Source organism: Massilia sp. Masssp94 (assembly GCF_059491305.1).
In genome coordinates this window covers 6,165,928-6,189,865 of record NZ_CP168501.1, presented here as the reverse complement: position 1 = coordinate 6,189,865, position 23,938 = coordinate 6,165,928, and the positions used below count along the sequence as shown (strand labels likewise).

At 62.0% G+C, this 23,938-nt stretch carries 26 protein-coding genes and 2 pseudogenes; 18 read left to right on the top strand and 10 right to left on the bottom strand.

All coding sequences use genetic code 11. From position 1 onward, the window contains the following. Positions 1-63 precede the first annotated feature (63 nt). Positions 64-552 carry a hypothetical protein gene (locus tag ACEN9G_RS27260; RefSeq protein ID WP_483127270.1) on the top strand — a complete coding sequence of 163 codons (489 nt, stop codon included), beginning with the start codon at positions 64-66 and terminating at the stop codon, positions 550-552. Here the strand turns inward: ACEN9G_RS27260 and ACEN9G_RS27255 are convergent. After that, the gene (locus ACEN9G_RS27255; RefSeq protein ID WP_413342862.1) at positions 509-2,113 is read right to left on the bottom strand and encodes a rhamnogalacturonidase; all 1,605 of its coding nucleotides are present in this window, start codon (positions 2,111-2,113) and stop codon (positions 509-511) included. The two genes, ACEN9G_RS27260 and ACEN9G_RS27255, sit on opposite strands and share 44 nt — an antisense overlap. Positions 2,114-2,247: 134 nt before the next feature. Here ACEN9G_RS27255 and ACEN9G_RS27250 point away from each other — a divergent pair, with 134 nt between their 5' ends. Next, complete coding sequence (locus tag ACEN9G_RS27250; RefSeq protein WP_413342864.1) at positions 2,248-2,835, top strand: LysE family translocator; 588 nt, start codon at positions 2,248-2,250, stop codon at positions 2,833-2,835. 3 nt (positions 2,836-2,838) lie between these two features. On the opposite strand, the gene ACEN9G_RS27245 is transcribed toward ACEN9G_RS27250, so the two are convergent. Then, complete coding sequence (locus ACEN9G_RS27245) at positions 2,839-3,663, bottom strand: helix-turn-helix transcriptional regulator (RefSeq protein ID WP_413342866.1); 825 nt, start codon at positions 3,661-3,663, stop codon at positions 2,839-2,841. A 112-nt stretch (positions 3,664-3,775) separates the two neighbouring features. Between ACEN9G_RS27245 and ACEN9G_RS27240 the strand changes: the two genes are divergently transcribed. The 3 genes from ACEN9G_RS27240 to ACEN9G_RS27230 are packed head-to-tail and all read left to right on the top strand — an operon-like array spanning position 3,776 to position 6,272. Further along, positions 3,776-4,579, top strand: a complete 804-nt coding sequence (locus ACEN9G_RS27240; protein WP_413342868.1) for a hypothetical protein — start codon at positions 3,776-3,778, stop codon at positions 4,577-4,579. Beyond that, a complete protein-coding gene (locus ACEN9G_RS27235) occupies positions 4,576-4,929 on the top strand; it encodes a hypothetical protein (RefSeq protein ID WP_413342870.1) in 354 nt (117 codons plus the stop codon). The genes ACEN9G_RS27240 and ACEN9G_RS27235 overlap by 4 nt, the downstream gene beginning before the upstream one ends. A gap of 44 nt (positions 4,930-4,973) precedes the next feature. Beyond that, entirely contained in the window at positions 4,974-6,272 is a 1,299-nt protein-coding gene (locus ACEN9G_RS27230; protein ID WP_483127269.1) for a hypothetical protein, read from the top strand. 47 nt (positions 6,273-6,319) lie between these two features. On the opposite strand, the gene ACEN9G_RS27225 is transcribed toward ACEN9G_RS27230, so the two are convergent. The 6 genes from ACEN9G_RS27225 to ACEN9G_RS27200 form a co-directional block, all read right to left on the bottom strand. Further along, entirely contained in the window at positions 6,320-6,922 is a 603-nt protein-coding gene (locus tag ACEN9G_RS27225) for a 2-dehydro-3-deoxy-6-phosphogalactonate aldolase (RefSeq protein WP_483127268.1), read from the bottom strand. After that, the gene (locus tag ACEN9G_RS27220) at positions 6,919-7,827 is read right to left on the bottom strand and encodes a 2-dehydro-3-deoxygalactonokinase (protein ID WP_483127267.1); all 909 of its coding nucleotides are present in this window, start codon (positions 7,825-7,827) and stop codon (positions 6,919-6,921) included. The genes ACEN9G_RS27225 and ACEN9G_RS27220 overlap by 4 nt, the downstream gene beginning before the upstream one ends. A 9-nt stretch (positions 7,828-7,836) precedes the next feature. Then, a complete protein-coding gene (locus tag ACEN9G_RS27215; protein WP_413341668.1) occupies positions 7,837-8,811 on the bottom strand; it encodes a LysR substrate-binding domain-containing protein in 975 nt (324 codons plus the stop codon). A gap of 240 nt (positions 8,812-9,051) precedes the next feature. Continuing rightward, positions 9,052-9,648, bottom strand: coding sequence for an NADPH-dependent F420 reductase (locus tag ACEN9G_RS27210; RefSeq protein WP_413341666.1), 597 nt, complete (start codon positions 9,646-9,648; stop codon positions 9,052-9,054). A gap of 27 nt (positions 9,649-9,675) precedes the next feature. After that, a complete protein-coding gene (locus ACEN9G_RS27205; protein ID WP_413341665.1) occupies positions 9,676-10,443 on the bottom strand; it encodes an SDR family NAD(P)-dependent oxidoreductase in 768 nt (255 codons plus the stop codon). A 13-nt stretch (positions 10,444-10,456) separates the two neighbouring features. After that, the gene (locus ACEN9G_RS27200) at positions 10,457-11,191 is read right to left on the bottom strand and encodes an SDR family NAD(P)-dependent oxidoreductase (protein WP_413341663.1); all 735 of its coding nucleotides are present in this window, start codon (positions 11,189-11,191) and stop codon (positions 10,457-10,459) included. Positions 11,192-11,315: 124 nt separating this feature from the next. Here ACEN9G_RS27200 and ACEN9G_RS27195 point away from each other — a divergent pair, with 124 nt between their 5' ends. After that, entirely contained in the window at positions 11,316-11,906 is a 591-nt protein-coding gene (locus ACEN9G_RS27195) for a TetR/AcrR family transcriptional regulator (RefSeq protein ID WP_413341661.1), read from the top strand. A 51-nt stretch (positions 11,907-11,957) separates the two neighbouring features. On the opposite strand, the gene ACEN9G_RS27190 is transcribed toward ACEN9G_RS27195, so the two are convergent. Then, positions 11,958-12,839: a LysR family transcriptional regulator gene (locus ACEN9G_RS27190; RefSeq protein WP_413341659.1), complete on the bottom strand. Its 882-nt coding sequence runs from the start codon at positions 12,837-12,839 to the stop codon at positions 11,958-11,960. Between the two features lie 97 nt (positions 12,840-12,936). Between ACEN9G_RS27190 and ACEN9G_RS27185 the strand changes: the two genes are divergently transcribed. The 11 genes and pseudogenes from ACEN9G_RS27185 to ACEN9G_RS27135 all read left to right on the top strand — a co-directional run bounded on the left by ACEN9G_RS27185 (position 12,937) and on the right by ACEN9G_RS27135 (position 20,882). Continuing rightward, positions 12,937-13,536 (top strand): NADPH-dependent F420 reductase, encoded by a 600-nt coding sequence (locus tag ACEN9G_RS27185; protein ID WP_413341657.1) that lies wholly within the window; start codon positions 12,937-12,939, stop codon positions 13,534-13,536. A 109-nt stretch (positions 13,537-13,645) separates the two neighbouring features. Continuing rightward, entirely contained in the window at positions 13,646-14,440 is a 795-nt protein-coding gene (locus tag ACEN9G_RS27180) for an SDR family NAD(P)-dependent oxidoreductase (RefSeq protein WP_413341655.1), read from the top strand. Positions 14,441-14,520: 80 nt separating this feature from the next. After that, positions 14,521-15,294 carry a hypothetical protein gene (locus ACEN9G_RS27175; RefSeq protein WP_413341653.1) on the top strand — a complete coding sequence of 258 codons (774 nt, stop codon included), beginning with the start codon at positions 14,521-14,523 and terminating at the stop codon, positions 15,292-15,294. Between the two features lie 177 nt (positions 15,295-15,471). Further along, entirely contained in the window at positions 15,472-15,585 is a 114-nt protein-coding gene (locus tag ACEN9G_RS27170; RefSeq protein WP_495605482.1) for a hypothetical protein, read from the top strand. 193 nt (positions 15,586-15,778) lie between these two features. Beyond that, the gene (locus ACEN9G_RS27165) at positions 15,779-16,093 is read left to right on the top strand and encodes a hypothetical protein (RefSeq protein ID WP_413341651.1); all 315 of its coding nucleotides are present in this window, start codon (positions 15,779-15,781) and stop codon (positions 16,091-16,093) included. Positions 16,094-16,321: 228 nt separating this feature from the next. Further along, positions 16,322-17,749: pseudogene (locus tag ACEN9G_RS27160) on the top strand (IS1182 family transposase); the annotation flags it as partial. A 301-nt stretch (positions 17,750-18,050) separates the two neighbouring features. Then, positions 18,051-18,299 (top strand): hypothetical protein, encoded by a 249-nt coding sequence (locus tag ACEN9G_RS27155; protein ID WP_413344364.1) that lies wholly within the window; start codon positions 18,051-18,053, stop codon positions 18,297-18,299. 109 nt (positions 18,300-18,408) lie between these two features. Beyond that, positions 18,409-18,732: a hypothetical protein gene (locus ACEN9G_RS27150; RefSeq protein WP_413344366.1), complete on the top strand. Its 324-nt coding sequence runs from the start codon at positions 18,409-18,411 to the stop codon at positions 18,730-18,732. A gap of 100 nt (positions 18,733-18,832) precedes the next feature. Further along, positions 18,833-19,000: pseudogene (locus tag ACEN9G_RS27145) on the top strand (IS3 family transposase); the annotation flags it as partial. A gap of 509 nt (positions 19,001-19,509) precedes the next feature. Next, entirely contained in the window at positions 19,510-20,364 is an 855-nt protein-coding gene (locus ACEN9G_RS27140) for an alpha/beta hydrolase (protein WP_413344368.1), read from the top strand. Between the two features lie 245 nt (positions 20,365-20,609). Further along, entirely contained in the window at positions 20,610-20,882 is a 273-nt protein-coding gene (locus tag ACEN9G_RS27135) for a barstar family protein (protein WP_413344369.1), read from the top strand. A gap of 429 nt (positions 20,883-21,311) precedes the next feature. On the opposite strand, the gene ACEN9G_RS27130 is transcribed toward ACEN9G_RS27135, so the two are convergent. Further along, positions 21,312-22,298: an IS5 family transposase gene (locus ACEN9G_RS27130; RefSeq protein ID WP_483127266.1), complete on the bottom strand. Its 987-nt coding sequence runs from the start codon at positions 22,296-22,298 to the stop codon at positions 21,312-21,314. A gap of 177 nt (positions 22,299-22,475) precedes the next feature. On the opposite strand from ACEN9G_RS27130, the gene ACEN9G_RS27125 reads away from it, so the two are divergent. Continuing rightward, positions 22,476-23,435: an IS110 family RNA-guided transposase gene (locus tag ACEN9G_RS27125; protein ID WP_495605481.1), complete on the top strand. Its 960-nt coding sequence runs from the start codon at positions 22,476-22,478 to the stop codon at positions 23,433-23,435. Positions 23,436-23,938: the final 503 nt, after the last annotated feature.

Genomic DNA, 23,938 nt, shown 5'->3' with positions numbered 1-23,938 from the left:
CGGCAACGTTGGCGTGCGTGTCATCGCAACTTTGGCCCGTGCCGCCACTTCCCGAGGAGAACCATGATCTTTCACGCTTCCATCCCCGCGCGCGATCCCGAGCGCGTCGCCGCCGTCATTGCCGAGATCTGGGGCGGCCAGTCGTTCCGCTTCCCGCCCTGGCCCGGCGCGTGGGTCGCGATGGCCGGCGACGTGCGCGGGTCGATGGTCGAGGTCTATCCGCACACGCTGCCGATGGCGCCGGGGAACGGCGCCGGGATGGCACGGCCGCATCCGGACGCCGCCCCGCGCCCGTACGCCTGCTTCCACCTGGCCATCGCGACCGAGCGTTCCGTCGAGGAGATCCTCGCGATCGGCCGGCGCGAAGGCTGGCGCGCCGTGCCCTGCTCGCGCGGCGGCGTGTTCGACGTCGTCGAGCTGTGGCTCGAGAATGGCCTGATGTTCGAGGTGCTGACGCCCGAGATGCAGCACGATTACCGCAAGGGCGTGAACCTGGACATGTGGCGTATCACGCGCGAGGAGGAGCCGATGCCGGAGCCGATGCCGGCCTGACCCGTCGTATGGCCGGTACGCCGGCCGCGCGGCCAAGTTGCACGTGATCGAAGCGCTCGCCTTTCACGTCGTCCAGCACGACGGGCGGCCGCGCATCCGGCGCCGCGGTGCGCAGGTCGGCGTGATGGACCTCCACGTTGCGCGCATGGCGCACGTACAGGCCGTAGGCCGGCGTCACCCCGAACATGCTCGGTTCCGGATAGTGGTCCGGCACCTCGGGCGGCACGCGCCGCGCATCCGCCGCCGTGCCCCCGCCGCCGTACACGATCGTGATGTTCGACAGCCGCACGTCCTCGACGGGCGCCTCCGGCAGGCCGGCCACGATCGCCGCGAACGGGGCATTCGCCTGCGACGCGACCACGTTACTGATGTTCACCCGGCGGATCGCGCCGACGCGCGTGCCCGCGGGTGCGCGCATGCGCCGGCCCAGGCGGATGAACAGCGGCGCCGTCGTCAGGTCGCGCATGGCGAGATTGTCGACGGTGACGTCCTCGATGACGGCGCCGTCCACGCTTTCGATCGCCAGGCCGCGGCAATGCTCGAACACGCAGTTCGCGATGACGATGTTGCGGAAGCCCCCGTTCGATTCCGTGCCCAGCTTGATGCGGCCACACACACCCTCCTCGTCCGGCGCTTTCAGCTGCGTCTTCTGGTAGGTCCCGTCCAGCAGCGTGCCGAGGTCGAAGCCCGAGACCTGGCATCCGGTGATCGTCACGTGCTCCGTGAAGCGCGCGCGGCCCAGTGCGTAGGAACTCTTCAGGCAGATCGCGTCGTCGTTCGGCGTATTGACCGCGCAGTCGCTGATGCGGACATTCCGGCAGCAATCGATGTCGAAGCCGTCGCGCTCCGTGTCGACGGTGAGATTAGCGATCGTCAGGTTGTCCACGCCCGTCGCCAGGACGGCAAAGTGGCCGCATTTGAGCATCGAGAAGTCGCGCAGGAGCACGTTGCGGCAGTTCTTCAGGGCGATCGCCTTGTTGCCCTTGCCGTCCATCTCCGCGCCGAACACGGTACCGGACTTCGCGCGCTCGCCCATCGGGTCCTTGCCGCCGAGCGAGGACGGCATGTCGCCGGCCTTGAGCGGCCGGTTCGCGCCCGGCCCCGAGCGCGTCAGGCCGCGGCCCCAGATGCGGCCCGGGCCCAGGATCGCCACGTCTTCGAGATTCTCGCCCCAGATCAGCGAGTTGTGCCAGTGGCTGTGGCCGAAGTCCTGGTAGGCGTCGTGCGGGTTCGGTTCGGCCGGGTCGTAGCGGCCATGGCCGTCCGCCGGATCGGCCGCGACGATCACGCTGCCGGCGTCGAGGTACAGCGCGACGCGGCTTTGCAGCCGGATCGAAAAGCTCAGGTAGCGGCCGGCCGGAAAACGCACGGTGCCGCCACCGGCGGCGCTGGCCGCGGCGATGGCGGCGTGGATGGCATCCGTGTCCAGCGTGGTGCCGTCGCCGCGGGCGCCGAACGTACGCACGTCGAAGTCCGCGGCCAGCGCCGGTGCGCACACGCATGCGCAGACGGCGCCGAGCCCCTTCAGGAGGTGGCGCCGGGTCGTATCGAAGGAAGTCATCGCAGCACCATACCATCGCCACGCCGCGCCGAACGCGCAAGTTGCTGAGCAATTGGTTGGGTCATTTTTTTCAATACCGGCCCGCGTGCCGCCGCTATCGTCTACCGCATCCCTCAACACGAAAGGAAACGCAGATGAGCATGTTCGCTTCGATGGCCGCTTTCGCCCTCGCCACCTCGATCTCTCCGGGCCCCGTGAACGTCGTCGCCCTCGGCAGCGGCGCCCGCCACGGTTTCACGGCCAGCCTCGCCCACGTCACCGGCGCCACCGCCGGCTTCTGCCTGCTGCTCGTGCTGGCCGGGCTCGGGCTGCACGAAGCGGTCGGCGCCTGGCCGCAGGTGACGAACGTCGTGCGCTGGGCCGGCGTCGTCTTCCTGCTCTACATGGCGTGGAAACTGGCGAGCGACGCGGGCGAGCTGGATGCCGGCGAGACGGCGGCGCGGCCGACGATGCTGCAGGGCGCCGCCCTGCAATGGCTGAGTCCCAAGGCGTGGCTGGCGGCACTGGCGGGCATGGGCACGTATGCGTCCGACGGCGCGGCGTCCGCCGTCTGGCTGTTCGCCGCGATCTACTTCGTCGTGTGCTGGCTGTCGATCGCCGCGTGGGCCTGGGCCGGCAGCCGTTTGCAGGTGTACCTGCGCACCCCGCGCCGCGTGCGCGTCTTCAACCGGACGATGGCCGGCATGCTCGTGGCGAGCGTCGTCTGGCTGGCTGCCGCCTGACGTTCAGTCGCGATACTGGCCCGGCGTGGCGGCGGTCATCCGCTTGAAGACGCGCTGGAAGTGGGCCTGGTCGGCAAAGCCGACATCGAGCGCGACCTCGGCGATGGGCGCGCCGGCCCGCAGCCGCGCCTTCGCGTACTGGATGCGGCGGTTGGTCTGGTATTCGTGCGGCGCGACACCGTAGCGCTTCTTGAAGGCGCGGATCAGGTAGGAGCCGGACAGGTTCGCCGCCTCGCACAGGTCCTGCAGCGGCAGGGCGTCCGCGAAATGCGCGTCGATGTGGCGCGCGACGCGTTCGACCTTGGGCGTGACCGTGTCCGGGACCGGCCCCGGCGCCAGCGCGCCGTCCAGGCGCGCCACGAAATCCACGACTGCGGCCTCGCGTTCCGCAGCACTGCGATCCGTCTCCGCCAGCACGGCGAACAACCGCGCGCCCGCCTCCACCAGGTGCGGCGCGCGCAACGCCGCCTGTGCGTACGGGCGGAACGCGGGATCCGCCAGGCCGCGCACGCGCGCCTGGACGCCGCCCAGCCACACGGGATCGAAGTAGAACATCACATAGGACCACGGCGCGTCGTCGACCGGATTGCAGCCGTGGACGTCGCCCGGATTGACGACGACGACGGCACCCTGCTCCACCACCTCCGCATGCGCGCCGTTGACGTAGGTGCTGCGGCCGCCCGTGATGACGCCGACGGAATGCGTCTCGTGCCAGTGGCGCCCGTAGTGCAGGCCGCGCCCGTCCGTGACGTGGCGCGCTTCGATGAACGGCAAGGCGGGGTCGCGCCAGAAGGCCTGGGCGGCGGGGTGGCGGTCGGGTCGGGGCATGATCGTACGCTCTGAAGATCGTTCATCCATTCTAGCAGCCGTGACAAAGCGTGCATCTTTTCGTGACGCGATCCGGTAAGCTGCCGGCCGTCGACACTTCGGGATCATCGCCGTGACAAGGATTCAAGCGTGGCTGCCCTTGCTGGGCGCAGTGGGTTGCTGGGCTCCGCCTTCCACGGCGCAGGAGACGCACGAAAATGCGCCGCAGGTCGTGAAGATCGAAGCCGTGCGCGACGTGGACGAAATCCCGTACCGTAGATTCTACAAGGGGATGCTGGTCTTCGCCGAACACCGCCAGCTCGCACCAGGCGCCGCCCTGCGCTTCCGGCTGTATCCGCGCGCGCGGGACGCATCGTTCGCGGGCCTCGCCGTCACCCTCGTCGCCGGCAAGACCGAGATACCGCTCGAACTGGACGCGAACCAGTCGTTCACGCTGCCGATGGATGCGCGGCTGGCCGCGCAGGATGCCGTCGTCATGACGAACAAACGAGACGGCACGTACGCCTGGCGCGTCGATATCCGCACGCCGGGACTGCCGCCCGCTACACGCCGCCTGGGCGACCTGCGGCTCGAGTGCAAGGTCGACATGAAGGGGGCGGAACTGCGCCGCATGGTGCGCGATCCGTCGATCATGGCGCTCGTCGCCACGGGCGATCCGTGCACGTACCGCACGTTCCAGAATCCGTTCTTCGCCGACCGTCCCGTGTTCAACGTCACGCTCGTCCACGGCGCGCGACGCGAAGCGATCGCGGGCGAATGGATGTACGCGAATTCCGCGCGCCTGCTGCCGGAAGCAGGCTATGCGCTGGTCGACTGGGGCCATGCGCGCGACCGGCAGTACATCCCCGCCATCTTCGACGCAAGCTGGCCGGACGACACGCTGCTCGAATTCGAGTACATGGACGATCCGGCATGAAAGCCGCGCTCATGTTCTCTTTGGCCGCGCTGCTGGCCGGCTGCGCCGCCACCGGCAACGGTCGGATTGAAACGTTGACGCAGGACCGCGCCGCCGGCCTGCTGGTCGCGGGCACGACGACGAGGGACGACGTTCGCCGCGCGCTGGGCGACGCGTCCGTGACGGCGTTCCCGAACGGCCGCGAAGTCTGGTTCTACCGGTACGACGACAGCGCCGCACGGCTCGTGAAATACGTGCCCCTCGTCGGCCGCATGGCGGCAACGGACACGCAGATCCGGGAACTCAGGATCCTGTTCGATGCGGATGGACGGGTGCGCAAATTCAGGTTGCAGGATATTCGTGTCCAATAGAATGCCCGGACAAACAAAAACCGAACTGTTTTCAAGGTGAATCGATGGCGCTGATTAAACACGCGGGCGTGAATTGCACCGACGCCTACAACAGCATTTTTTCCGACGCTCACCATCGTTGCGCGACCGGGAGCAGCGTGAGGGACGAGCCGCATTTCGTACGGGACCTGATCTCGGAGCAGACCGTACGGCGATTGAATGCCGAGTCGTCCAATCTGTACGACCAGAACGTCAACGCCGTGAATTTCCGGGCGACTTTCTTGCACGGTTCACCGTATGCGAAGTTCACGGCCGGGCAAGAAAACCCGAGGTGCGAGCTCGCGGATGGGATGTTCGTCGTTTACGTCACCGAACCGGCGGGCAATGGAATACACAGGGTCACCCGCAGGGCCGCCTGCTTGCTGATGGTGAAGCGCTCCGGCGACCAGCCTCCCCTCACGTTCCCGTACGATCCCGTCAACGGTCCGGACCCGGTCGGCACCGACCATTCGCAGTTCTACCTGTTCCATCGATGGCCGCGATTCGAACTCCAGACAGGATACGCCTCACGTCCGAAGGGCCACGGCTTCTACCATATTGCCGTGCCTCCCAACGGCGCCGGCGCAGCGACCCACGACATCGGAAAATTTGGTGTCTTGTGGGACCACGGCGCCGGAAACACGAGGTGGAAGACCAATCAGAACTCGGTCCACTGGCTTGCGGGCGAGCCGACACCCAGTACCCCGGTGGACCCGGCCCATGAATCGCTAGGCAAATTACTGGAAGAACTTGTCGACGGTGCACCGGGCGCCGGGCGCGAATTCAAGCCGGCGCCGTCCAATCCTAACGGTTGGGATGGGCTGATGGGCACGTTGCTGGGCTACCCCATCGCAGGGCCGACCGCGCCCGGGGCAGCGCCGCTGACCGTGGACAGCATCATGGCGAAGTGGACATGGGGCGGCAAGCAGAAGCGCGACGTCAATCCGCTTGGGCTGGGTTTCCTCGCCCAACGTCGAAGCCCGATTGGATTGGACGTATTCGAGGCGCTCGATACGGTCCGGGGAACGATTGCCCAGCACGCGCGTCAACTGGCCCTCGGAGATTTCGACCATTTACCGTTCCATGCGCGCCATTCATTTCCGCTTCACTATCTCCACGATGCGTTGAAGCCAACGCCGCCACACTTTTTCGACCTTGCGGGTGAAGCGCCGCCGCCCCGGTTTCCCGTGCTGATCGCTACGGTGACCCGGTTCAGATCCGACGAGCTGCCTTTGGAGAGTCGCGCTCTCACCTTGGAACAAAGGGCAACCGCGACCGACCGTGCGATCGAGCAAGCATACGACTTACTCCGGTACCTGAGCTGACCTTGCGCGCACGGGCTGTTGGCGGCGGCAAGGTTCCGCCCCGGTGCTCACCCGCGCCAGGCGCCGGCGAACGCCCGCGCACGCGCAGCCAGGTCGTCCAGCGCCACGCCGGGCGTAAATAGCTGGCTGCCGATGCCCGCGCCGGTCGCGCCGGCCGCCTTCCACGCCGGGATCTGTTCGGGCGTGACGCCGCCCACGGGCCACAACGGCGTATCGGCCGGCAGGACGGATTTCATCGCCTTCAGCCCCGCGGGGCCGATCGATTCGGCCGGGAACAGTTTCAACGCATGGGCCCCCGCATCCAGCGCGGCGAAAGCTTCCGTGGGCGTCGCGATGCCGGGCGCGCACAGCATGCCGGTTGCGCGCGCGTGCGCGATGACGACGGGATTGCAGTTCGGGGACACGAACAGGCGGCCGCCCGCCTGCGCGACGGCGTCGACGTCCGCCACGCTCAGCATCGTCCCGCCGCCGACGATCGCGTCCGGCGGGGCCATGTCGACGAGGATGCGGATGGCATCGAGCGCGCCCGGCCGGTTCAGCGGCACCTCGAGCAGGCGCCAGCCGGCGTCGAACAGCACGCGGCCGACGGCACCGGCGTCGGCGGGATCGAGGCCTCGGAGGATCGCAACGAGGGGCAAGGCAAAATTCATGAAGGAATCCGGTCGAGGAAGCGCGCCAGCGCGGCGCAATACACGCGGTCAGGATCGAGGCCGGCCAGCGTGGTGCCGAAATGGCCGGCCGCACGCGCGTAGCGGGCCCGCAGCACGGGCGAGCCGATGCAGGTCGGGGGTACGACGCCACCCGTCAGTCCGACCGCGGCGACGAACTCCGTCCCGACGAGCAGGCCGCTGACGAACGAGCGCGCCTGCGCGGCCGGCATGGCGCCCGAGACGACGCGCGCACGCACGCCGAACAGCGCATTCGACAGCGGCGCGCCACGGCGGGCCGCATCGAGTCCCGCGACGAATGCGCTGTCGTCGTCATGCGCGCCCGCCATCAGCGGCGCCAGCGTGCCGTGCGCGGACACCATCGCGAACAACTCGCCCGTCATGAACGTGGCGATGCGGCGGATGACGCCGTCCGCGAGATGCACCCACTTGCTGTGTGTGCCGGGCAGGACGAACCAGCCGTCGCGCCGGCCCAGCGCCACGGCGCCCAGCAACTGCGTCTCCTCGCCGCGCATGACGTCCACGTGCTCGCCGCGCTGCACGTAGCCGGGGACGATGAAGCACGGACGGCCCGCGCGCGGGTCGTCGACGCGGACCACGTGGTCGGGCAGCGCGTCCAGCGGCACGCCGATGTCGAGATAAGGCACTTCGCGCCAGCCCTGGGCGCTGCCGACCATGCCGGAGGCGACGGCGGGAATGCCTGGATCGACGCCCATTTCCGCCACGAGGGCGGCGAACGACCCGGCGAAATCGGGGCGCACGGCGAGCATGCCCTGGTCGTCGGCGCGCGTGGCGAGGCAGGTGCCGGCGGCGTCGACGAGATAGGCGCGGCGGTTGCTCGAGCCCCAGTCGATGCCGAGCAGGCGGTGTGATGCGGAGGAAGCCATCGCGCCAGCTTACACCGATTTGATGTACGTGACGCGCGCCGTCGGCTTGGGACGCGTGGCCGTCTCGCGCAGCGCGCCGAGCATGGCTTCCGCCGCGGGCGACAGCTGGTGATGGCGGCGCGTGATGATGCCGTAGACGTCCATCCGCAGATTCAGTTCGTACGGCAGCATGGCCAGCAGGCCGCTATCCAGGTAGGGCTTGACGAGTTCCACCGACATGGGCGCCACCATGTCGCTGCCCAGCAGCAGCGTCGTCACGACGGGCAGCTCGGCCGTCGACACGGTCTCCGCGGGCTGCTCCAGGCCCTGCGTGAGGAACAGCGCCGCCATCCGGTCGCGCACCATGCTGCCGGCGGGCGGCACGATCCACGCCTGCTGCGCGAGTTCGGCCAGGTCCAGGCCGCGCGCGCCCAGCAGCGGGTGTCCGGCGCGCACGATCAGGCTGTGCGGCTCGTCGGTGATCGGCTCGAAGTGGAATTCGTCCGCAATCGAACCGTCCACGACGCGGCCGATGACGATGTCGAGGTCTCCGGCACGCAGGCGCTCGACGAGCTGCTTGCTGCTGCCGACCTCGATCGACACGTTCAGGCGCGCATGCCGCGTCTTGAGCAGGGTAACGGCGGCCGGCACCAGCGTGGTCGACGGCGTCAGGATCGCCCCGACCGCGACGCGCCCGCGCAGGCCGGACATCAGTTCCATCACTTCCTGGTACGCGGCGTCCATCTCGGCCAGCGAGGCGCCGGCGCGGCGGATGAGCACCTTGCCGTACCACGTGGGCTCGACGCCGCGCGGCAGGCGCTCGAACAAGGTGACGCCCAGCGCGTGTTCCAGCTCGCCGAGCAGTTTCGAGGCCGCCGGCTGCGTGAGGTTCGCGGCCTGGGCGGCCTGCATGATCGATCCATGCCGGCCCAGTTCGACAAGCAGGACGAGGTGGCGCGTCTTCAGGTAGGCGCGGACGAAGCGGTCGGAACGGGGATCGGACATGGCGGTGCGGCGTGGGCCTTGAAAGTTTCCACAATGATAGTTGCCGATCCGCTCAGGGTCAAACTCGGGAATACGACTTAGTGCGGCTACCAACACGTTTTGTTACTCCGACGACAACGGCTCGGTACGCTGAGCCGTGATCACCGCCCGCTACCGGCCAAAAACGGGCCTACGCGCGCGCCCGTTTCCGGTTGAACGAAGTGCCACTTACCTGCCAGCACCGTCCGCGCTTAGATCAGATCAGTCGAACTTGACGAGATCCTTGAAGATCAGCTGCCCCCAACTTTTCCCGCGCGCATGCACAAGTAGTCCGCCTTCGGAAAGTCCGCCGAGCTTTACCGGCGAGAAACCGAGATGTTCCGCAAGCGCAGCGACCTCCGATGCGGCGTCGTTATCTTCACTCGCCAGAAAGACGACTCTCCTGCCGCCGTGTACGCACGGATCCTGGTCAAGCACCGCGGCGACCAGGTGATTGAAGCCTTTCACCAGCCTGGCTCCGGCAAACGTCGTCGCGACAAAGGCGGAGGACGGGAGACCGTCCAGCTCTTCAAGCGGGGCCTGCGTGTTCATCGCGTCGACGATGATCTTCCCGTTCCAGTCGGACAGGGCTTTTGCGACCTCCGGATGCGATTCGAAACGGACGGCCAAAAAGATGATATCCGCCTTGACGGCTTCCGCCAGGGTCATGGGAATGATCGTAGGCCCGATGGCGGCCGCCTCGGCTGCAAAGCTGCGCGGGTCGCGGGTGCTTGCAACAGCCACTTCGATACCTTTGCGGGCGAACGCCCTGGCCAGTGCCTGGCCAATCTTGCCGAAGCCAATAATTGCGTAACTCATATAGTTCTCCTTCGTTCCGGGGTGCGGTCAGAGCTTGTAACCACCACTCGCTTCGATCGCTTGGCCGGTCACCCAACGGCCCTCATCGGACGCAAGGAATGCCACGACGGCGGCGATTTCCGAAGGCTCGCCAAAGCGGCCCAGCGCGATTTGGGCCTCGACCGCCTTGACGAGTTCGGGATTCTCGCGGAATTCGGCGTTCGCATCGGTTCGCGTGAAGCCCGGCGCAACGGCGTTCGCCGTGATGCGACGCGGCCCCAACTCGATTGCGAGCGTGTGGGTCAGGGTGTTGATGGCCGCTTTCGCCATCGAGTAAATGGGCGCAGCCGTCACCGGCTTCGTGGCTGCGGCGGAAGAAATGTTGATGATGCGCCCGCCATCGGCAAGACGATCGAGAGCGGCCTGAACGATGAAAAATGGCGCGCGGGCGTAGACGGCCATCAGTGTGTCCCAACCCTCCGGCGTGGCGTCCCTGAAGCCAAGCCAACCGGAATTGCCGGCATTGTTGACCAGAATGTCGAGCGCTGTGCTACCGTTCCGTTGCGTGAATTCGTCGTCGAGTCTCTCGAACAAGGCCGGGACGGTGTTCGGATCAACGAGATCCGCATGGATCGCGAACGCGACGCCTCCCGCTTTCTCGATCGCCGCGACGACCTCGTCCGCGCTGGATTTACTGGCGTTATAGGTCAGTGCCACAGTCGCACCGTCTTTTGCGCGACGTTCGGCGATTGCGCGGCCAATGCCACGCGATGCCCCGGTGACGAGCGCTGTTTTTCCCTTCAGTGATTGTGTCATTCGATTTTTCTCCTCAGAGCTGTGCCAGGCCGCCGTCGACGGCGACCTCGCTGGCGGTCATGAAGCTGCTGTCCGACGAGGCAAGAAAGGCGGCCGCCGCCCCGATCTCCGCTGGTTCGGCCATACGCTGGAGCGGCGTCATCGCGCCGTACGCCTTCTGGCCCTCTTCACCTAGCGCCTGCCTGGCGAGTTCGGTCGCCGTCGCCCCCGGCGACAGCACGTTGACCCGGATGCCTGTGCCTTTCAAGTCCTCCGCCCAGGTCCGGGCAAGGTTGCGCACCGCTGCCTTGCTCGCGCTGTAGGCCGTGAATCCCGGGGCTCCCGTGGTACCGGCGCTCGATCCGGTCAGGATGATCGAACCGCCTGGACCCATCAGTGGCAGCGCCTTTTGCACCGTAAAGATCGTCCCCTTCACATTGGTGTCGAAGGTGTCGTCGATGTGCTCGGCGGTGATCTGGCCGAGAGGAAGCGGACTTCCCGCCCCCGCGTTGGCCAGGACGATGTCGAGGGTGCCGCGCTCGGCCTTCACCGCCGCGTAGAGCCGGTCGAGGTCAGCCAGCTCGGAAACTGAGCCGGACACGGCGCGGGCATTGGGCCCGAGGGCGGTGAGAGCGGCATCGAGTGCCTCCTGGCGGCGCCCGAAGATGAAGACGAAGGCACCTTCCTCGATGAAGCGCTTGGCCGCGGCGAGGCCGATGCCGGTTGCGCCCCCGGTGATGACGGCGGTCTTTCCGTTTAATCTGTTCATGTCGTGTGCTCTTTCATTCGCGTTGCGCGGGAGCTGGAAAAATTCCAGATGGCGCTGTATTATGTGGATCACCGATCCACATAATCCAATATATGGATCACTGATCCACTTGTCAAGGGAACTTATGCGAGCCGACGCCCAAAAAAATCGCAATCAAATCCTCACGGTCGCGCGTGACGTGGTCGCCGAGCATGGCGCCGAGGCCTCGATGCGCGATATCGCCCGCCGCGCCGGCGTAGGCTTGGCCACCTTGCTTCGTCATTTCTCGACACGGGAAGCCTTGTTCGAGGCGCTGCTGTGTACCCATCTGGACGCGCTGACCCGGAAGGCGGACGAACTCGAAAGCTCGGCTTCGGCCGACGAGGCGCTATTGACCTGGTTTCGGGAGCTGGTGGCATTCACGCGGAGCTACAGAGGCGTCGTCGCCATGATGGCGGCCGCCCACGCGAATCCGGACTCCGCGCTTTACGCGTCATGCGCCGCAGTGCACTCGGCAGGCGCGCGGCTGTTGCGGCGTGCCCAGGACGAAGGAACGGCACGCCCCGACATGACCGGGGACGACCTGTTCGCGCTGATCACGGCGCTCGGCTGGACAGCCGATCAACCGTCATTTGCGTCGCGAGTGGATCATCTCGTCACGCTCATGACGAGCGCCATCCTGAAAATTGGCCCCGGCACCGCCGCAAAGAAGCCCGAGCAACAGGACGCAGCTTAGTGGTGTCTGCATGGGATCGCGCCCGTTGGCCGACCCCGTGGAAGGATGCGCCTAAATGCGGAGCGAGAGTGCCGTCGCGAAGAAATCGGTGACTGCGCGCACGCGGGTGGGCACGAAGCGGCGCTTGGGCCAGACAAGGCTGATGTCGCGCGGCTCGTGGATGAAATTATCAAGTACCGTAACCACGTCCGAATCACGGAATTCCTCGACAAGAGATGCCCGATGGAACATGCCGATGCCTACACCGGCTTTCACGCCGGCCAGAATTGCTTCGGCGCTGTTGGATGACAGGTTGCCGCGCACCGGCACGCTGAAGCGGCCTTCGGGCCCGTAGAAATTCCACTCGGTCATTTCGCCGTAGATCAGGCAGTTGTGGTGGACCAGGTCGGCGGGCATCCCGGGTAATCCGCGCTGTTCGAAATAGCGGCGCGCACCGGCGCAGATCAAGGACGTGCCCGCCACACGGCGAACGACGGAATCCGGATCGTTGACCGTGCTCAGTCGGATCGCCAGATCGATGCGGTCTTCAACCATGTCGCGCAGCGCGTCGGACAGTACAAGATCCACGCGCAAGTCCGGATGGCGCACCAACAATTCCGGAATCAGCGGCAGAACGTGCAGGCGTGCGAACGTCGAAGGCGCGGCGATGCGCACGAGGCCGGAAACGTCCAGTGTGCTGCCGGCAAGTTCGCTGTCTGCCACTCGAATCTCCTCGAGCAGCGGCTTGGTACGCTCGTAGTACCTCTGCCCTTGGTCGGTAAGCGTCACCTTTCGCGTGCTGCGATGGAGCAGCGCTACGCCGAGCCGCGTTTCCAGAGCGTTCACCGCCTTGCTGACGGCAGACTGCGACTCACCTCTCTTGCGTGCCGCCGAGGAAAATCCGCCGGTCTCGACCACGGCTATGAAAGCACTCAATTCCTGGAACTGATCCATTCTACTTTGGAATAAGTCTTATGAAAATTTTTCGGATTATCACTTACTAATCACTAAATTACCATCCTCTCGTCAACTTTTTGTTTGGAGAGATTCTGTGACTTACGCAATCATCGGCTTTGGAGAAGTAGGACAAGCGCTTGCCAGTGCCTTCGCCCGCATGGGCATCGAAGTTGCCGTCGCTACCCGGCGTGCACCTGACGCGTTGGCGTCGCGGGCGCTGGCGATCGGCGGATCGGTTCGACCAAAAACCTTGCAGGACGCCCTGCAAGCCGACGTCATCTTCCTTGCCGTGCCGTTCCTGGAACATGCAACCGTTGCCAGGGCGCTGACGAACTGGCAAGGCAAGACGATCATCGATGCGACCAATGCCTATGGCGTGCCGGTCGAAACGCTGGACGGTCAGCCATCCTCCGCCGCCATCGCCAGGGCATTCGTCGGCGCTTCCGTCGTAAAAGGCTTTAATCATCTTCCTGCCGGTCTGCTGGCGGCCGATCCACGCGTCAAGGGCGGGAGACGTGTGGTCTTCCTGTCCAGCGACCACGACGAGGCAGTACCGCAGGTCGCCGCGTTGGCCGAACGCCTCGGCTATGCGCCGGTATGGCTGGGCAAACTCGGCGAAGGCGGTGCGCTGGTTCAGGCGCGCGGGCGCAGTTGGGCGTCGCTGATCTTCCAGGACCTCGTCAAAGCAGACTGACGCGACGAGCGCATCAATTATCCCCGTGCGCTCCATCGCTACCACCAGGAGGGGATTGACCGCCTCGCTCGCGCGGCGGAAGCGGCACTAGCAGAACCGGAGAAATAACATGCACATCGAACTTGAAAGCCGCACTGCCATCGTGACCGGCTCCACCGCCGGCATCGGCCGCGCGATCGCCGAAGGACTTGCACGCGCGGGCGCGTCTGTCGTGATCAATGGGCGCACCCAGGAACGCGTGGACGCGGCGCTCCACGACATGCGCGTGCTGCTTCCAAACGCCAAATTGAGCGGCGTCGCCGCCGACATCGCCACGCCGGAAGGTTGCGCAGCGTTGATCACACAGGTGCCTGACACCGACATTCTGGTCAACAACGCGGGCACCGCCCGTCCGAAGAACTTCTTTGACCAGACCGACGAAGAGTGGCTCGACCTGTTCCAGCTGAATGTGTTGAGCAGTGTACGTTTGTCGCGGCATTACATTCCGAAGATGACGGCGCGCGGCTGGGGCCGCGTGGTGTTCATCAGCAGCGAATCGGCATTGAACATTCCGAAGGAAATGATCGACTACGGCATGACCAAGACTGCAATGCTGGCGGTGTCGCGCGGCCTGGCCGAACTCGTCGCCGGCAGCGGCGTGACCGTCAATGCAGTGCTGCCCGGTCCGACGGATTCGGAGATCCTGTCGAACTGGATGACATCCACAGCCCGGGAGCAAGGCATCACGCCCGCCCAGGCCGAGCAGGATTTCCTGAAAACGATGCGTCCGACCACGCTGATCCAACGCTTCGCCACCACCGAGGAAGTGGCAAACATGGTAATTTATGTCGCCTCGGAACAGGCATCGGCGACGACAGGTTCGGCTTTACGTGTCGACGGCGGTGTTGTTCGCACAATTGCCTGATTCGCCAGGCAGCCGCAGTGGAAAAGTGCGTAACTTCACGGTCCTGCAACTGCTAAGCTGCAAGGATGAATGCAAAAACAATGAACCGACGTATCGGTTGGGCCATTGTGGCCATCGCGGTCGCACTGCCCGTCGTCTCCCCCCACGCCAGACCCGCCCCAGGTGGCGTGTCCTGCGGGCTCGGCCTGCCGCCCGGCGCTCCCGGCTTCGCGGAAGCCCAGGCGCAGCTGGCTCTCGAAGCCAAAACGCACGGCTATCTGAAGGTGTGCGAGGCAAACTTGGAGCGCTACCGCATTGCATTCCGACCGTCCGCGCCGATCATGGCAGATTTGTCGTTCCAGCCGGTGAACCTCTCTCGCACGCAATTCGCCAATTTCAAGAGCCTGGGCGCGATGATCGAGCCCGACAATACTCCGCATACACGCTTGTACCGCGGCTTTCTAATGCCCGACGGTCATATTGTGACGCTATTCGAGCAAGACATGTCCGTTGATGGCACCAGTAGTTGGCGTGCCCCGGAGGATGAGCCCGAACGCATCAACGGCATGCCCGCACGGCTCAGCGTGTTTCAGGCCCCTTCCGGCAACGCGATCTCGCACCTGTCCTGGGTCGAGCGGCGACGTGCTTACGAACTCTGGATCGATGCCAACGTCGTAGATACACCGCTGCGCAAGCAATTATTTGCGCTGGCGGCATCGCTTCCGCCTTCGGTCCCGGCTTGCCCGAACGAAGTGCCGCCCAAGCCAGCGCGAACAGGTGCCGATGGTTTTCCGGCAGATGAACCGATGCCGATAACGCTGACCCAGACGGAAATCGATGACATGTCCGACAGGAGCAAAAGGCCGTGTAAATAACGACCAACGCCTGCAGGCGAATCCCTGGATTTTATTCGTCTCAAGGGGTCGACTGAGGAGTTTCAGCAATGGCTTCTGCCGCCAGAAGCGGCCTTTCAACTTCGAAATAAAGGATTCTATGAGCGATTCACCCGATAAAAAAGGTAGCAAATTCATGGTGTCGGGATTTGTTTTGGAGTGGCGATTGGGTGCGCAATTGGCATCGCGATCGGCAACCTTGCTCTTGGCATTGGTCCAGGGGTCGCAAGTGGCGTTGTTATTGGCGCCTTGATTTCGAAGTCCCGGCGCTAGATTTTGCATTCGACCGTCAAAACAGCTCTGTTCTTCAGCACGGACCCGAAGGGCCGCGTTGGGTCGGTTCCGGCCGGTCGTGACCGCAGGTGACTTTTCCAGCTTTACAACATGCTATGCTGGCCCAACGGCCTGGGCCAGAAGCAGACGGACGTAAGCAGATCTATGGCTATACACTAACGCTAGGAATAACATGTTTGCTAAAAAAACCGTAGAAACCTATGAGGGCACAGTAGAACGCATCGGTGTCGTGCAGGAGTCTTCAAACGACGGTGGACGGACCTGCTACGCCATACTCTTGAAAGGGGAGGCCCAACCTCGAATCATTGACACTCAGCAGCGGAATGGCCCAGAAGAATTCGAGCTGCGCGTTCGGCTGGCCTTAACCTCACCGGGAGATTACGTAACTGCCCGTCGAGAGGGACACTACGTTGTCGAGTTCGAGAATCTTGCTTTGACTGCTCGCCTAAGCGGAGGCACGAATATGACCGATACCCGCCTCGGTTAAACAGGACGGAAAAGCTTGTTGGACTCAGAATTTCTTTATGCACATGTATGCTGCCACGGTTCAAAGTCGGCAGAGGCGTTGTTGGAATTGACTTCTGAGGACGCAGTTAGCGAATTCTTGGAGTGGTCCTACGACCGCTACGGGTCCAGGCTGTGTAAAAACGTAGGCCGGTGTAAACGAAACGGGTCCGGTAAACGTTGAGGAAGTATCTCATCACTGGGGTGCCAAATGAAGCGCTTTATCGAAGGCGAAGATCGCGGGCAAGGGACTTTACTTCCCGAGCATTTGGACGACTACGTGGCTGAAGACAATCCGGTTCGCGTGATCGATGTGTTCGTTGAAGAACTTGACCTCGCGGGCCTCGGTTTTGAGCGCGTACATCCAGCGAAAACAGGCCGACCGGCCTACCATCCAGCTGTTCTTCTCAAGCTCTACATCTATGGTTACCTGAATCGTATCCAGTCGAGTCGGCGGCTCGAGCGAGAAGCTCAGCGCAACATCGAACTGATGTGGCTGACAGGTCGCCTGACACCCGACTTCAAAACGATTGCGAACTTTCGAAAAGACAATGGCAAGGCCATTCGCAATGTCTGCCGGCAGTTCGTCATCTTGTGTCAGCAGCTCGATCTGTTTTCGGATGCCGTCGTCGCCATCGACGGAAGCAAATTCAAGGCGGTCAACAGCAGCGACCGCAATTTCACTGATGCCAAACTGAAGCGCCGGATGGAAGAAATTGAGTCGAACATCATCCGTTATTTGGCAGAGCTCGACACGGCCGACCGGCGAGAACCCGCAGCAGCACAACCGAAGCGCGTTCGTCTCAACGACAAAATCGCCGCACTAAAATCGCAGATGGCGACGTTGAAGGAAATCGAAGCGAAGCTGACAGAGACTGGCGAAACGCAAATTTCACTGACCGATCCAGATGCCCGTTCGATGATCACGCGAGGTGCGGGCATCGTGGGCTACAACGTGCAGACTGTTGTCGACGCCAAGCATCATTTGATCATCGAGCACGAAGTAACCAACATCGGCAATGATCGCGATCAGCTGTCGGGTATGGCCAAGAAGGCACGTACGGTAATCGGCACGCCAATACTTACCGCAATTGCCGACCGTGGCTACTTCAAGGGTGAAGAAATTCTGGCCTGTCATGAGGCCGGAATCTTTGCTTTGGTGCCGCCGACGAAGACGTCCGGCGCCAAGGCCGACGGGCGATTCGACAAGGCCGATTTCATTTATGATCCGCAAAAGGACGAGTACCGCTGTCCGGCAGGCGAAGCACTGATCTGGCGCTTTGCGAGCGTCGAAAAAGGTATGAAGAACCACCGGTACTGGAGCTCGAATTGCAAGGGATGTCCGCTCAAGGAAAAGTGCACGCCGAGCGCGCAACGACGTGTGACGCGCTGGGAGCACCAGGACGTACTCGACGATATGCAAGCTCGTCTTGAACAAAGTCCAGATGCCATGCGAATTCGACGCTCCACGGTCGAGCATCCGTACGGCACGATCAAAGCCTGGATGGGATCGGCACACTTCCTGACGAAGGGATTGGACCGCGTGAAGACCGAGATGAGCCTGCATGTGCTCGCCTATAATTTCAGGCGCTTGATGGCGATTCTGGGCATGGCGAGCATGATGAATGCGATCAGGGCGTTTGCCCGCTATCCGCAGTTATACCAGAGGCTCTGGGCGGGTTTCCTGCCAACCCCGATGAAAACACCGAAAAGAAGCTGGGGCGTCTCGCGGCGCTTTCCGATGCTTTGCAATTAGTCCTGGCTCGTGTAACCGAGCTCCCAGGCTTCGGTTTCGCGTTTTTACACGGCCTGGGTCGGGACCTGACGTTCACCAACCGGCGCCATCCGGACAAGAATGAGCATTGCTCCCGCCGCGTTTTCCTGGTGGCGCTTCACACGCCGTAGAATGCTGCTTTGCTCTACAAGTATGGAGTTTTACCATGGAAACAATCGACCAGCGTTACCTCGTCCAGCAAAACAAGCGCACTGGCGACGGCAAGACGGCGCCCGTCTTTGCCAGAGTCATGCGTAGCAAGGAAGGCAAGTTCGAAGGCGTGTCATTTATTAAAAATAAAGAGAAAGCAACCGTCATGACAGCCGCTGAAGCTCAGGAAGTGGTCACGTGGGCAGCAAAGAAGAAGGAAAATGCCCAACAGTATGAAACTAAAGTTATTTGTGTGGGCCAGTAGCCGCATGTAGATTCTTGTTGGGTCTGAGCGTTCATGGTCGGCCGGGTTCGGCCAGGAGCGGACCTAGTAACGTACGGGCAGTGCCTCGGATCAAATGAAGCGGAACAACATGGAACCGTCTAAACCCATTGAGCTTCCGTTCACTCGTGACTCAGTGATTCATGTGCTTACCTACGGCGCTAATCCGGAAACCAGCCCGTATAGTCACAGGCAGATCGCGGAGTGGTGTGATCGTTTCTGGTGTCAGTATCTGAATATCGACGCTGAACCTTCAATCGAAGCGTTACTGCATGTGCTGACCGATATCGAAACGCAGTGGGACCTCTATCTTTCGAACACATACTCGATTGAGGAGTTGCGCTCAAAATCGTTTGATAGCGAGACCATGCCGGTTCAATGGTTTCGCGACTGGCTCAAGCAAATCGAGAAATAAAACCCAAACATCTACTCTGGGTCGACAGCTGCCGGTCGTGACAGTCCGTGACTTTTTCACTTCGACAACATGCTATGCTGAACCGAATGGCCGAGAGTCGCGGGAACGGATTCGACGGAAGACCTATGGCACCCGCGACCGGACAAGGCAGCATGTCTTTGACTACATCGAGATGTTCTACAATCCAAAGCGCCGGCACAGCTTCAGCAATGACTTGTCGCCGATGGAGTACGAAAAGCAGTATTTTCAGCGGCTGTCGAGTGTCTAGAAAACTTGTGGCGATTCAATATGAAGAAAAATTTTCACCAATTATCTGTAGATTCCCTCCCGAAGACACGTGAGCAGATTTACGAAGAATCATCCAAGGGCCGGCGTGTGATTTATTGGCTCAGCTTAGCTGTTGTGATCGGCGTCATCGCAGCGATTTGGTTCTCGGCATAGGCACCGTGCCGACAGGCCGTTGACCTTTATGACCGTCGGCATTGGGTCGTTCCTGCCGTACAATGAACGGCCGAGATCGGCCACGAGCAGACGGTGGTCGAGCGGTCCTAAGTGCGTAGGGCGAGGTCATGAACTTACGTTGTGTCGTTTAAGGTCATCAATGCGAACTGTAACAACCTTCGACTTCAAACTATTCAACTTATCCAGATCCGAGACGGAGCAGCGGCTCGGCGCTGATGCCGCATATTGGCTTCATTCGCGACTTCAAGCTCAAGGCGTCAAAGCCGAGGCACCTCGTCCTACGGGCTTGGGTTGGTACGCCATCAAGGTATGGAAATGAAAGACATCTCGATGATAAGAAACTGGCTCCTCTCCTTCGCCTTGGCGTTTTCAGTCACCACGCTGGCCTGCGCTGCCGACCCCGAGCCGCGCCACGTTGTGCTACGGAACACCCAAATCGTGACTGTGCAATCGAAGATCACAGGCAAGGCGCACGAGCTGATCGTGATGCTGCCGGACAGCTACTCTTGGAGTCCGGGCAGGAAATACCCGGTGCTGTACTTCCTCGATGCCTACTGGGACGTGCCGCTGATGTCCGCCCTGCACGGCAGCCTTGTCTACGACAAGATGATGCCCGAGTGCATCATGGTGGGCTTGTCCTATCCCGACGGCACCGACTACAGCGTCGAACGCATGCACGACTACACGTACACGGCGATGGCAGGGGCCGCCGGATCGGGCAAGGGCGACCAGTTCCTCGAGTTCATCCGTAAGGAAGCCGCGCCGCTAATCGAAACCACCTACCGCGCCGAACAGACCAACCGCGTCCTCGTCGGGGCTTCGCTGGGCGGCTTGTTTGCGCTCGGCGCCGCGTTGAAAGATCCGGATTTCTTCAACGGGTATGTCGCCGTAAGCCCGGCTGTCGTCTGGGATAACGGTGCGCTGTTCAAGCTCGAGGAGGCATTCGCCAAGCAGAATCGGCCGCTCAAGGCGCGCATGTTCATTTCGGCCGGTTCGCTCGAACCCGTCCAGTTCCGGGGACCGATCGAACTGTTCGAAAAACAGATCGGAACACACGGCTACAAGGGCTTGGAATTGCAGAGTTATACGGTGGAGGGAACGGACCACGGTACCGTCAAGCCCGAAAGCTATCTTCGCGGCCTGAAATGGGTGTGGCAGGGGCGCCAGTAAACGCCGCGGTGCGGGCATAGATACGCCCGACACAATCTCATCCGAAGCCAACGAAAGAGATTGGAAACTGATCGCGTGGGGATGTCCGCTTCGGGTCGGCAGCGGCCTGTGGTGACAGTCCGCGACTCCTACAGGTCGGCAGCCTGCTATGCTGATTCGAACGGCCGGGTTCGGCCAAGACCGACCCTTCGCCAACGATCGCTTACGGGCACACTGGATCGGCGCCGTGAGACAACGCAACAATCATGAAAAATGAATATCGCGTCGATCTGCGCAACGTGCGCGACATGAACGCGTTCGCCGGCGCGTTCAATGACGGTTTGATCCGAGCTGCGGGTGGGCACTGGAATGGAAATAACTGGGATGCCTTCAACGACTACCTCTCTTGGCCAGAGGACGAGTCATATATGCTTTTTCTGGACGGCTGGTCGCAATGCACTGCACTCGGCGAGCACGACAAGGCGATCTTCGAAGAAATCCTCGCTGCCAATTCCCACGTCTCTGTCAAACGAACGTGACTAGCCTGGTCAGCCGCCAACCGGCGGCACCCGGCGAGAAGTAGATACCGGGTGTGGCAAAGAAGTGCAAGAACTGAAAATCCTTGTGTCGGTGGTTCAATTCCGCCCCGGCCATCGAATACAACGCGGTTACGAAGAAGATAGAAGTTGTAGTGAAGGGTTGGATAAGGAACGGCATCACTAAGTGCTCATTTAAAATACCAAGTGCCAAACGATGTGGTCTCGCAGATCGCACAGACGAATCAACTCATATCTGAGACCGGGCCCGCGGGTTCATGCCTAGGGAAACGCTGAATAAATAGCTTGCGCGTCCGATTCGATGCATCAAAACCAGCGTCGGACATCACGATGGTTGAAATCAGTTATTTTTCGCGCGTGTGCTGGGCCACGAGACGCGTTTTTGGGTGCCGCGGTGTGCGCCCCCCCGGTTCAGGGCGGAGTTCGGGCGTGGGAGCTTCCAAAAGTTCGGCCGGCCAGCACCAGATTGGCGAATGCGAACAAGGTGTGGAGCTGGGCGGTGTTCTTCGCCAGCCCACGGTAACGCGTCTTGCGATGCTTGAACAGGTTCTTCAGCACGTGGAACGGATGCTCGACCTTGGCGCGCACGCTGGCCTTGGCCTTTTCCAGCTTTTCCTTGGCGCGGCCCAGCGGATTCTTCTTCATTGCCTTGCGGACGCTGCGCTTCATCGCGATGTGCCAGGTGACCTCCTTTCCCGCGTTCTCCGGGCGCTTGTCGGCGCCCTGGTACCCAGCGTCGCCGAACACCATCGTTTCGTCGCCATGAAGAAGATTGTGGGTTTGCGTGACGTCGGACACGTTGCCCGGGGTGGTCACCAGCGTATGCGTCAGGCCGGATTTGGCATCGACGCCGATATGGGCCTTCATGCCGAAGAACCAGTTCTTGCCCTTCTTCGATTGATGCATTTCCGGGTCGCGTTTTTCGTCGCGGTTCTTGGTCGAGGGAGGCGCCGCGATCAGGGTCGCGTCGACGATGGTCCCCTCGCGCATCATCAAGCCACGGCTGGCCAGGTGCCCGTTGATTTCATCGAAGATCCTGCGCGTCAGGTTGTGTTTCTCGAGCAGACGGCGGAACTTGAGAAGTGTCGTCGCGTCCGGCGCCGACTCGTGCGTCAGGTCGATGCCGACAAAGCCGCGAATGGCCTGGCTGTCGTAGATCGCATCTTCGATGCCCTCGTCAGACAAGCCGAAGCACTGCTGCGCGATGTACATGCGCAGCATCCGCTCCAGACCGACCGGCCGACGACCGCGCCCTTCACCCTTGGGGTAGTACGGCAGCAGCGCCGCCACCAGCGCCGGCCACGGCGTCACGGCCTCGATCTCGGCCAGAAAACGATCGCGCCGCGTCAGTCTCTTTTTGCTTGCGAACTCGGCGTCCGAAAAACTCGTTTGCTTCATCGGGATGCTGGAAAGGTGGGATGCGTCATTGTGCCAGTTGCGCCCGCCGCCGGGGGGGCTCAGCGATTAAATCAGATGGTATGGACGCCTCCTCCCGGACTCCGGCAGAGCAGGAGATTTGCACGCATTGTCGAAGGCAGTAGAGTAGCTGACATTCACCAGACAGGGGGATTCGACATGAAACAGCTCGTCATTGGTATGGATATCGCCAAAACCGTGTTCCAGCTCCACTCTGTTGATACGAATGGCGAAGTCAAGCGCTTGAAACTGCAACGTAATGAGGTTATCCCGTTTTTCACACAGCTTGCACCTGCTATCGTCGCAATGGAGGCTTGTGGCGGCGCCCATGAATGGGGGCGCAAGCTCAGTGTCCTCGGCCATCAAGTCAAACTGTTGGCGCCGAAATCGGTGCGTCCCTTTGTCCAGCGCAATAAAACCGACGCAGCTGATGCAAAGGCGATCTGGACCGCTGTCCAACAGCCCGAGGCGCGTACCGTGGCCCTGAAAACTGAGCATCAACAAACCATCCTGGCCCTGCATCGCATGCGCGAGCAACTGATGAAGTTTCGCATCATGCAGACCAACGCGTTACGCGGCATCCTGTATGAGTTCGGCATCGTGCTGCCGGCCGGGTATCCCGCGCTGACGAAGGCGTGGGCCGACGCTCTGTCGGAGGCATCCGAGCGGCTGCCAGAAGTGCTGGTTGTGAGCCTCCAGGAACAGTGGGCACGTGTTCAATCCCTGGATCGGGAAATGGCAGTGATCGAACGTCGATTGACCGACTCCCTGCGCAGGACCGAGCAGTGCAGGAGGTTGATCGAGATCCCCGGCGTCGGCTTGTTCACCGCGACCGCCGCGGTCGCGACAATCGGCGACCCCGCCACTTTCAAATCCGGCCGTGAATTCGCATCGTGGCTCGGGTTGGCACCGCGACAGACTGGAACAGGCGGACGCGTTCGACAACATGGGATAAGCAAGCGCGGCAATGTCTATCTGCGTACCCTGCTCATGCATGGGGCTCGCGCGATCGTAGCGCGACGTGGGCACTCGCCTTGGCTTGAAGCCCTGCCGACCAGCAGGCATATTGCGCAGGCGAAAGCAAACAGCACCAACAAGCAAAAGGATCAGAATCTCTGACCAAATACTACCAAGGAAGAACTGGGAGCAACTTTGTATCAACAGCAACCTTCAATGAATGTGTTAAACGGCAACTAAACTGACACAGAGTTCTGTTTGTTGAAATGAGGATCCACCATGTTCTGTGGGAGTAAACAAAATTGAATTGAGTTGAAAATTGGATGAGGTGAATCATAATGGGATGCAGCAGAAGAGAATGAAGATGAATGTATCTATGCAGCAGAAGAATAACAAACCAAGGCAAAAGCAAATATAAAATAAAATAATTTTGCATATGCTAGTAAAATGGAGAGGGTATCTGTCAGAATTGGAAGTCATTATATTCTGCAAATGTTTATGTATAGCATTGTTGTGAAGTAATTAGAAAATATGTGTGTGTTGGTTGGGGGGGGGGGGGGGGTGTGTGTGTGTGTGTGTGTGTGTGTGTGTGTGTGTGTGTGTGTGTGTGTGTGTGTGTGTGTGTGTGTGTGTGTGTGTGTGTGTGTGTGTGTGTGTGTGTGTGT